Origin of the sequence: Scytonema sp. PCC 10023, from assembly GCF_963920835.1 — a bacterium.
Classification (GTDB): domain Bacteria; phylum Cyanobacteriota; class Cyanobacteriia; order Cyanobacteriales; family Nostocaceae; genus Kalymmatonema.
The window spans coordinates 1-925 of sequence record NZ_CAWUDP010000326.1 but is presented as its reverse complement, the minus strand read 5'-3'; the positions used below and the strand labels follow the sequence as shown (position 1 = coordinate 925).

General features: G+C 41.7%; 1 protein-coding gene and 1 pseudogene. Both read left to right on the top strand.

Features of this window, described 5'->3' with window-relative positions:
* Nucleotides 1-62 precede the first annotated feature (62 nt).
* Nucleotides 63-398 (top strand): annotated as a pseudogene (locus ACM0OZ_RS49025) (antirestriction protein ArdA); the annotation flags it as partial.
* A gap of 132 nt (nt 399-530) precedes the next feature.
* Complete coding sequence (locus ACM0OZ_RS49020) at nt 531-881, top strand: hypothetical protein (RefSeq protein ID WP_414590190.1); 351 nt, start codon at nt 531-533, stop codon at nt 879-881.
* Nucleotides 882-925 lie beyond the last annotated feature (44 nt).

Below are 925 nucleotides of genomic sequence, written 5' to 3'. Positions count from 1 at the left end.
CCGGTTTTGAGGGGGGAAGGGGACAGCAATGTCCCTGACCTACCCGACATTTTGAGAACTGGCAAGGAATCAAACTCGGCGAAAATGAACCACTAGATCGGCTTGTGGAGCTAGCCGAATTGTTACAAGAACATGGTAAAGCGTACGGCGTTTATCACAGTTATCAAGGACAATACGCCACAGCAGAAGATTTTGAAGAAACCTATAGGGGTGTATACGAAAGTGAGGAAGACTTTGTTCGTGAGCAATGGGAAGAACAAGGAATAACTAAACAATTGGAAGAATTAGGAATCCTTGACGCTTACATTAATTGGGAAGCAATTGCTCGTGACTGGTTCATTGATTCTTATTACTCTGTAGAAATTGATAACGAGACTTACGTTTTTACTCGCTGTTAACTCGGGTTTTCTAAGTGATTTTTTAAGGCGATCGCTTCCCGGTGATTGCCTTTTTTTGCCCTAAAGTGTTGCCGATAGAGCGTACACGAGCTATAATAGATTAAGCTTCTTAGGAAAAGGCAGATCGACCAAATGACAAAATTTTCAGCTAAAGCACATACCCGCGCTGGCTACAATTATTCAAAATTCCACCAATCTTTGCTACATGAAAATAATGCTGAAGATTACGCTTTAAGGCATATTTATAGCTTAGAAAACACTAAATACTTGCTTGAGAAGTGGGGATGGAGCGCGGAACAAATTAAAGCTGGCATTGACTACGCAACTATTGATGTATGCCAAAAAATCGTATATCTGCACATCCCAGGCACAATTACAAAGCGCAATGAATCAGTAAAAATTCGTGGAATTAGCCGCTTTATCTCAAAAGCTGATTATGTGCAAGCACTCATTGAGCGCTCATGGTCGAAGTCTGACCCCTAGTGCGATTCGTTACTAGCTGAATCGCGGTAACCAGTCCGTACATA

Bases quoted from the DNA above. Each gene is read 5' to 3' on its own strand.
- ACM0OZ_RS49020 (WP_414590190.1), top strand. From the start codon at position 531: ATGACAAAATTTTCAGCTAAAGCACATACCCGCGCTGGCTACAATTAT.